General features: G+C 73.3%; 9 protein-coding genes. 1 reads left to right on the top strand and 8 read right to left on the bottom strand.

Annotated features, from left to right (window positions below; genetic code table 11):
* Positions 1-180 precede the first annotated feature (180 nt).
* Positions 181-537, bottom strand: coding sequence for a DUF805 domain-containing protein (locus PV410_RS15515; RefSeq protein WP_500324903.1), 357 nt, complete (start codon positions 535-537; stop codon positions 181-183).
* Between the two features lie 277 nt (positions 538-814).
* Here PV410_RS15515 and PV410_RS15510 point away from each other — a divergent pair, with 277 nt between their 5' ends.
* Positions 815-1,210, top strand: coding sequence for a DUF2267 domain-containing protein (locus PV410_RS15510; RefSeq protein ID WP_500324901.1), 396 nt, complete (start codon positions 815-817; stop codon positions 1,208-1,210).
* 18 nt (positions 1,211-1,228) lie between these two features.
* On the opposite strand, the gene PV410_RS15505 is transcribed toward PV410_RS15510, so the two are convergent.
* The 7 genes from PV410_RS15505 to PV410_RS15475 form a co-directional block, all read right to left on the bottom strand.
* A complete protein-coding gene (locus PV410_RS15505; RefSeq protein WP_500324899.1) occupies positions 1,229-1,966 on the bottom strand; it encodes a hypothetical protein in 738 nt (245 codons plus the stop codon).
* A gap of 86 nt (positions 1,967-2,052) precedes the next feature.
* Positions 2,053-2,424 (bottom strand): hypothetical protein, encoded by a 372-nt coding sequence (locus PV410_RS15500; RefSeq protein ID WP_500324897.1) that lies wholly within the window; start codon positions 2,422-2,424, stop codon positions 2,053-2,055.
* A gap of 179 nt (positions 2,425-2,603) precedes the next feature.
* The gene (locus PV410_RS15495; protein ID WP_500324896.1) at positions 2,604-3,302 is read right to left on the bottom strand and encodes a DedA family protein; all 699 of its coding nucleotides are present in this window, start codon (positions 3,300-3,302) and stop codon (positions 2,604-2,606) included.
* Between the two features lie 5 nt (positions 3,303-3,307).
* On the bottom strand, positions 3,308-3,841 hold the full coding sequence (locus PV410_RS15490; RefSeq protein ID WP_500324894.1) for a hypothetical protein: 534 nt from the start codon (positions 3,839-3,841) through the stop codon (positions 3,308-3,310).
* A gap of 134 nt (positions 3,842-3,975) precedes the next feature.
* Positions 3,976-4,677, bottom strand: a complete 702-nt coding sequence (locus tag PV410_RS15485; protein ID WP_500324892.1) for a TetR/AcrR family transcriptional regulator — start codon at positions 4,675-4,677, stop codon at positions 3,976-3,978.
* An 80-nt stretch (positions 4,678-4,757) separates the two neighbouring features.
* Positions 4,758-7,055 carry an LLM class flavin-dependent oxidoreductase gene (locus PV410_RS15480; protein ID WP_500324890.1) on the bottom strand — a complete coding sequence of 766 codons (2,298 nt, stop codon included), beginning with the start codon at positions 7,053-7,055 and terminating at the stop codon, positions 4,758-4,760.
* Positions 7,056-7,263: 208 nt separating this feature from the next.
* Entirely contained in the window at positions 7,264-7,833 is a 570-nt protein-coding gene (locus PV410_RS15475) for a MarR family winged helix-turn-helix transcriptional regulator (RefSeq protein ID WP_500324888.1), read from the bottom strand.
* Between the last annotated feature and the right edge of the window lie 75 nt (positions 7,834-7,908).

Raw genomic sequence — 7,908 nt, 5'->3', positions numbered from 1 at the left:
ACCCGGGCAACTCCGCCCGAGGCACAGAATCCGCAGGAACGCGCGTACTCATATACACCAGCATCCCCCCACACCCCCCGACCGGCGAATTCAGACACCGCACGGCCCGGACGGCACGCGGCCCCTTCCGGCCGGCCCGGCCGGAAGGGGCCCCGCACCACGCGGAGATCAGGCGGGAGATCAGGCGGGCGCGCTGCCGAACTTCGGGTTCGCGCCGTACTGGTTCTCGGAGGGCTGGCCCTCGGTGCAGAAGAACACCAGCAGGACGATCGCGCCGACGACCGGGACGAGGGCGATCAGGATCCACCACCCGGATCGCCCGGTGTCGTGCAGGCGGCGGACGGCGACGCCGAGCCCGGGCAGCAGCACCGCGAGCGCGTAGATCGACTGGAGGAAGTTGAAGTCGATCGCGCGCCCGACGAGGACGAGCACGATGCTGATCACCACGTTGAACAGCGCGAACATCCAGTACTCGGTGCGGCGCGCGCGGCCGCCGAAGACGGCGTACTTCCTGAGCACGTCCACGTACCAGTGCATGCGGAACCCCCCAAGCCGACGAACGGATGCCCGTCCGGAGCGGCCGGGCAGGCGGAATGTACGGTTTTGTAGTGCACAGGTCAAGACATACGGCGGAAAAAGGCCCTGATCCGTTTCACGGCCTTCGGGCCGTACCGTCCTCATGGCGGTCCGGCAGTCATACACCGCGGTTTCCGGGGTAGACGCGGGCGGAACGGCCGGACCCACCGGCCGGTACGCCCACCGCGGAGGTCCTCCGATGTCCCCCGAGCCCCAACCGGGTCGGCCCACGGCGTCCATGACGTTCGACCACATGCTGGAGCGGGTGCGGTACGACGGCGTCTACCCCACCCGGGAGCGGGCCGAGGAGGCCGTGCGGGCAGTGCTCGCCGCCCTGGGCCGCCGGCTCATCGGCGACGAACGCGTCGCCCTGGCCGCGTGCCTGCCGGTCGAGGCGGCACTGGTCTTCACCGCAGAGATCCCGGAGATCCTGCCCATCGCCTGCAGCGCCTTCGTCGAGGACCTGGCCGCCCGCACCGGCGGCAGCACCGCCACGGCACGCTGGGACAGCTGCACCGTGCTCGCCGTGGTCGCCCGTCTTGCCGGACGCGACCTGACCACGCGGGTCCTCCACCAGCTGCCGTGCGACTACGCCCCGCTGTTCGGCCGCGACGACCTCGTCAGCGCCGCCTGAGACGGCCGCCGGGAGCGGCTAGAGGTGCCGCATCCACAGGTTGGACTCGGCGTAGACGCCCTGGTCCCGCTCGCGGTCGATCTCCACGAGGTCGAGGGCTCCCGGGACGACGTAACCGCCGGTCCGCGGGAAGGCCATGCCGGCCCACGACTCCCACTCGGCCACGGTGCCGGGGATCACCATGGAGCGCGGCGCGGGCGCGAGGACCCTCGCCCCGAGCCGTTGGTGGGTGCGGATCCAGGGGTCCAGGTGCAGCCCGTCCGGGCGCGCCCAGCCGGCGAAGTCCTCCATCGCCGCCAGCGGGTAGCGCGCCTTGAGGGTCGGCCGCACCGGTGCGATCACCCGCCGCAGTCCGGCGTCCACGGCGCGGTCGCGCAGCGCGGTCAGCACCGTGCCGGCCAGTCCGCCCCCGAGGCGGTCCGGACGCACGGTCGCGACCATGATGCAGAGGGTGTCGGGCACGACGGAGGCCTCGTGCCCGGTCACCGCGGCGGCCATCGCGCCGTCGTAGCCTTCCGGCAGCGTGCCGACGTCCCCGTCCCAGCGCAACGCCACACCCGCGCCGCCGGCCACCACCTCCCCGCCGTCCAGCAGCAGCACGTCGAACCGCGGGAAGTACGCCAGCGCCCGGCGCCGGTACACGGCCGAGGACGGCGCGTGCAGGATGAACTCCGGCCACCCGCCCCAGAGCGCGTCCTTCGCCTGCTCACGGAGGTCGGGGCGCTCACCGGATGTCACGATCTCTGTCTCGGGCACCCGGGGATCCTAGAGGGATCACGGTGCGTGCGGTATCCCGTCCCCTGGCACCGGTCTCCCCTGCGGGGAGTCCGCCGGGGGCCGCCTCACGCGGGAAGGTAACTCGGCCACCACGGCGGGACGTTGTCCGTGCACCAGGGGCTCGGGTAGGAGTCCGGCATGCCGAGCCACGTCACCAGGAACCACGTGAACCAGACGGTGAAGGCAAGACCCGCGACCAGTGCCGCCCGTCGGTGGCGTCGTCCCAGGGTGCCGTGCAGGACGACGACCCATGGGATCGCCGCCGCGACCCATATGAGGGGCGCGAGGAAGAGCAGCGTCAACGAGTTCGCGCCCGCGTTGACGCCGACGTCGCACGCGGCCCATGCCCTGCCGATGCCGACGACGGAAACCACCGAGGTCAGCGCGCCGTAGAGGATGCCGAACCCGATCCCCCTGGACCAGGGGCTCGGAGGCACCCGGGTTCCCGATTCCGCCGTCATCCGCCCCCCCGTTGCCGCGCGGAGGCGCAGCCTACCAACCGGCCTCGCGCCGGGGGCCCTGGCCGGACCGTGAGCCCGACCGAACCCACGTGGCGGGCAGCGGTCTCCCGCACGATGCCCGTCGCACCCCCGGGACAGCCCGTGAAAGCGGTCGCTCACGACTCCCGTGCGGAGGTGTACGTGTCCGCGGGGTCCTGCTCCGGCGTCCGCGGGGCGCGCCCGCCGGACGCCACGATCCTCGACGCGGCCCGTGCGCTCCCGCGCCGGTGCCGGGCGAGGAGCCGGGTGGCGACCAGCGCGGCCGCACCCGCGGCGACGAGCACGGGGATCGCGACCAGACCGGCCCGGTGCAGCAGTTCCGTGGCGGCCGCGCCGGCGAAGTAGCCGAGCAGCACGTTGCCGACGCCCCAGACCAGCGACGCGGCGCTGCTGTAGGCGAAGAAGCGGCGGAAGGGCATGCCGGACGCCCCCGCGACGAACGGCAGGAAGGTACGGACGAAACCGACGAACCGGCCGGTGAACACCGCCGCCCCGCCGTGGCGCAGCAGGAAGTGCTGGGCGCGTCCGATCCGGCTGTCGGGCCGTATCCGGTGCAGCCACGTGCCCGGGTGCCGCTCGCAGTGCCGGCCCAGTGCGAAGCCGAGGCTGTCACCGGCCATGCCGCCGGTGACCACGGCGGCGGCGAGGAGCAGGGGGTCCAGGTCCCCCCGGCCCGCGATGGCGGCCGCCAGGAGGATGACGGTCTCCCCGGGGAGCAGCAGGCCGACGAACGCGCTGGTCTCCCCCGCCGTCACGGCGAACACGACGACGTACGACCACCAACCGGCCGCCTCGATCAGGCCGTCCAGGTGCATGGCCGTCAGCCCGCCTGCCGCAGCGGCGCCGCTTCGGGTGCGCGTCGCGCCCCCCGCCGGTACGGCACGTGGCGTGCGGTGAACCAGGCGAGCACCGGCACGCCCGCGGCCAGCAGGGCGCCCGCCACCGGGTCGTCGGCGGTCGCCACCGCCGCCGCGACCGAGGACAGGGCGATCGCCGCCACGGCGATCCGCGCCCAGACGGCCGGGACGGTGGCGACGACCGCGAGCGCCGTCAGCAGGTACCAGCCCGCTCCCGCGCCGGGCAGCGCGAAGTAGTCCGCCAGGTAGTCGCGGGCGGGGGACGCCTCGCGCACCGGCACGCGTCCCATGGACGCGGAGAGGGCGAGCCCGGCCGCGCTCGACAGCAGCAGCGCGACGGCGACGCGGACGTAGACCGCGGGTTGCCGGTGGGACAGCCAGAGCAAGGTCACCGCCATCAGCGGCCAGGGGGCCACGGCGTGGATCCGGTCGAGCACGTGCGCCGCGTCCTGCCCCAGTGCCGTCCAGCCATCTCTCGCGGATGGGGATGGGTTCACGGCGGCCTCCTGATCAGCCGGGTCCGCGTCGCCACGGCGGCGCGTCGACTTCGTCTTCCGATCAGGTAACCGGACTTGGCCCTCCACTTATTTCCGCCGTGACGCACCTAACACCGCACGGGCCCGACGGTAGGTCAGCCGAGGCCGCGGCCCTCGCGGCCCGGCGCCCGCAGGCCCTTGGCCTCCGCGTTCCCCAGCAGCGCGCGCTGGGTCTGCATCGGGGTCGGCGCGGCCGGCAACGGACCGGTGTGGACCGGCCTGCACGCCTCCAGCAGGAACGCCACCAGGCGCCGCCACGCGTGGGGGGCGGCGCCCCGGGTCACCTCGATGACGCCCGCGTTCGCCATGAGGAACAGGAGGACGTCCTCCGGAACGACGTCCTCGCGCAGGGCTCCGGCCTCCTGTGCCCGGCGCACGAGTTCGCCCACGGCGCGGTTCTGGCGCTCACAGGAGCCGGCGGCCACCCGCGAGTTGGGAAGCCTGAGGACGAGCAGGTCGCTGATGCCGCGGTCGGCCGCCATGGCCCCGCACAGCCGCTCGACGAAGGTGGTGAAGCCGGTCCACGGGTCCTCGCAGAGCAGCGCCTCCTCGGCGATGGCTCCCACCTGCGTCAGCTCTTCCTCGAAAGCGGCCTCGACCAGCTCCTCGCGTGTCGGGAAGCGCCGGTAGAGCGTGCCGGCGCCGACCCCGGCGCGCTCGGCGACCTCGTCCAACGGGGCGTCCAGACCCCGCTCTTCGAAGATCTGACGCGCGGCCGCCACGATCCGCTGCCGGTTGCGCACGGCGTCCGCGCGCAGTCCCCGTTCTGCGGATCGGGGGCTCTCGGTCGCTGCCATACGCCCAGCCTACCAACCGGAGAACCTGCTCCGGATGGCGTCGTACGCCCCGCAGCGGCCCGGACGACGCGGTCGTGGGCCTACCGCCCGGCCGCGTCGTCGTCGGAGGACGTGGCGGGCGGGATGGGGAAGTTGCGGTTGAAGACGTTCCCCGGGTCCCACTCGGCCTTGGTCCGGCGCAGCCGCGTGAGGGCCGGCTCGGGGAAGGCGTCCTGGAGGCGGGCCGGGTCGGTGTCCGTCTCGAAGCTCAGGTACGTCCCGTCCAAGTGCGGGTACAGGCGGGCCCACTGGGCGTTCATGCGCGGGACGAGATCCGGCGCGGTGGCGGCGAGCACGGAGAACTCCTGGGTGCGGTGCGACCAGGCCGTCGCGTCGACGGGGACGTCGTGCACGGCACCGCCCATCGAGCGGAACTGCATGATGAGGAGGTCGCCGGACCTCATCATCGCCTCGACGGTCTCCGCCGCCTCGCGGGTCATGTGCGCGAGCAGTCCGCTGCGTGTGTCCTCCAGGCCCTGCCCGCGGTGCCGGTTCCCGGGCGGCGCCACGATCGCGTGGTACGGGGCGAGTTGGGCCTGCTGGTCGAGGACCGGCCCGGTGCCCAGGAACGGGGTGAGGGCCTGCTGCGCCTCCTCGACGTCGTCCCCCGTGTACACCAGGGTGATCCGCGCGGTCACCGGCGCGCCGCGCCGTCCTGGGAAGAGCGACAGGAAGCTGCTGATCTCCCGCGGGGCGGCCTCCACCAGGCGCCCCCATTCCATCAGGAAGTCCGCGGTGTCGGTCGCGTCGACGACGAGCGTGGCGTAGGCGACGTCCTCGACCTCGTAGGCCTCCAGCTCGAAGGCCGTGACGACGCCGAAGTTGCCGCCCGCGCCGCGTATCGCCCAGAAGAGGTCGGGGTGATGCCCGGCGTCGACGCGGAGCTTGCGGCCGTCGGCGACGACGATCTCGGCCGCGGTGACGTGGTCGATGGTGAGCCCGTACTTGCGGGCCAGGTAGCCGATGCCGCCCGCCGTGGCGAGCCCGCCGACGCCGACGTCGCCGTAGTCGCCGGAGCTCATGGCCAGTCCGTACGGGGCGAGGGCGCGCGCGACGTCCCCCCATCGCGCGCCGGGCCCGATGCGGACGCGGCCGGTGGACCGGTCGAGGACCTCGACCGCGTTCATCGCGGAGAGGTCGATGACGACCCCGCCGTCGTTCGTCGAACGGCCGCTGATGCCGTGGCCGCCGCTGCGAACCGCGACGGCGACTTCCTGGCCGCGCGCGTAGGCGAGGGCCGCCACCACGTCGTCGGCGCTCTCCGCGCGGACGACCAGGGCGGGCGAACCGGTGCGGGTGTAGGTGTGGCGCACGTCCTCGTAGCCGCGGTCGCCGGGTTCGACGACCTTGCCGGCCAGAGACTCCGGGACGGCGTCGTAGTCGAGCGTGTCGTGCCGCGCGGCGAGGGCGACCGCCGGGCGCCGCGGGGCGGTGCCCGTGCCCGCGGCGGCCCGTTCGCGTGCGACGGCCTCGCGCAGGGCGGGCGCCACCTCCTCGCCGAAGGTGCGGATCACGTGCGGGTCGTCCCGGCCGATGAAGAAGCCGGAGAAGCCGTGCTCCAGGACGAGCGGGAGGAGTTCCTCGACCCACTGCGCCGGCGGGCCCTGGAGGTGGCCGCGCCGCACCGGGGAGAAGTCCACCCGGAAGACGTTGAGCAGGCGCCGGATCTCCCCGGGGTCGCGGCCGGCCGCGAGCGCGGCCTCGTCGATCGTCTTGTTGGCCTCCGCCATCCCCGGGGTCCGCAGGTACTCCAGGGTGGGCAGCCATCCGTCGGCCTTGCGGCCCGTCAGGCGCAGCATCCGCGGCTTGTAGGCGCCGAGCCAGACGCCGATGCCGTGGGCGGGGCGCGGGCCGCGCTTCATCCCGGGGACGGTGTGGTGCCGGCCCTGGAAGCGCAGGGGGCCGGGAGCGTCGCCGTCCCACACACCGCGGATGACGTCGAGGGCCTCCTCGAGCGCCTCGGTCCCCTGGCCCGGCGTCAGGCGCCGGCCGCCCATGCCGTGCACGGCGTCGGGGAAGGCGCCCGCACCGAGGCCGAGTTCGAACCGCCCTCCGGACAGGAGGTCCAGGCTCGCCGCCGTACGGGCGAGCATCGCGGGCGGGCGCAGGGGCAGGTTCGTGACGTTCGCCGAGACGCGCAGCCGGCTCGTCCGCGCCGCGACCCAGGTCATGAGCGTGTAGGTGTCCAGGAAGTCCGGATTGTAGGGGTGGTCCTGGAACGTCGCCACGTCCAGGCCCGACGCCTCGGTGAGTTCGGCCAGGGCCACGGCCTGCGCGGGGTCGTGGGCGGTCGGGGTGATGAACGTGCCGAGCAGGAGCTCGTGACCGTGGTCGGGCATGACCTCGTCCCTCTTAGTGTGCTGCCGGACAGCTTATCTGTCTCGCAAATAATATATATTGCAGCACATCTGTGAGCACACGTATTCCTCGGCTCTCCCGGGGCGAGGGTGGAGGGTAAGGACGGCGGTACGCGAAGCCGCCGCCGTCCGAACGGACGGCGGCGGCAAAAGCATTAGGGCGGGGGCGCCACCACGGCACCCCTGACGGTCAGTTCGCGGGACGCCGCCGTCCGCGGCGCGGTGCGCGCGGCGACTCCTCGGCGATGCCGAACTCGACGACCACCTGGCAGGGGTCGACCACCGGGTCGCGCCCGGTCACATGACGGGCGAGGGTGCACAGCATGCCGTGGAACGCCTCCCGCGACTCCTCCGGCAGCACGCCGAGCAGGTGCTGCTCGACCAGGCCGACCCGGGCGCGCAACTCCTCCCAGCGTTCGGCGCCGTGCTCGGTGGCGAACACGTGCCGGCTCCTGCGGTCGGCGGGGTCGGGCCTGCGCTCCACCAGACCTGCCTCCTCCAGGTCGTCCAGGAGGTAGGTCATGACCGTCCGGTCGACCCCGAGGCGTTCGGCGAGGGACTTCTGGCTGCCCGCCTCGCCCGAGACGGCGGCCGCGAGCACGAAGTAGCCGCGGGGCCCGCCGGGGATGTCACCGACAGCGGCGTCGACCGCCTTCGCGTAGGCGCGGAAGACCGCGCCGATGGCGAAGCCGAAGTCGCCGTCCAGTCCGGACGGTCCGCTCTCCGGGGCCTCCGCACCGAGGCCGCGCTGTGAAGTCACGAGGACACCCTAATTCACCTCGGTGCGCATATCGTCTGCTTGACAGATCATCTTGTCTACATAAGATCTGGTTGG

The organism is Streptomyces sp. PA03-5A (assembly GCF_033792725.1).
Classification (GTDB): Bacteria; Actinomycetota; Actinomycetes; order Streptomycetales; family Streptomycetaceae; genus Actinacidiphila.
This window is presented reverse-complemented; position numbering and strand designations above follow the sequence as displayed.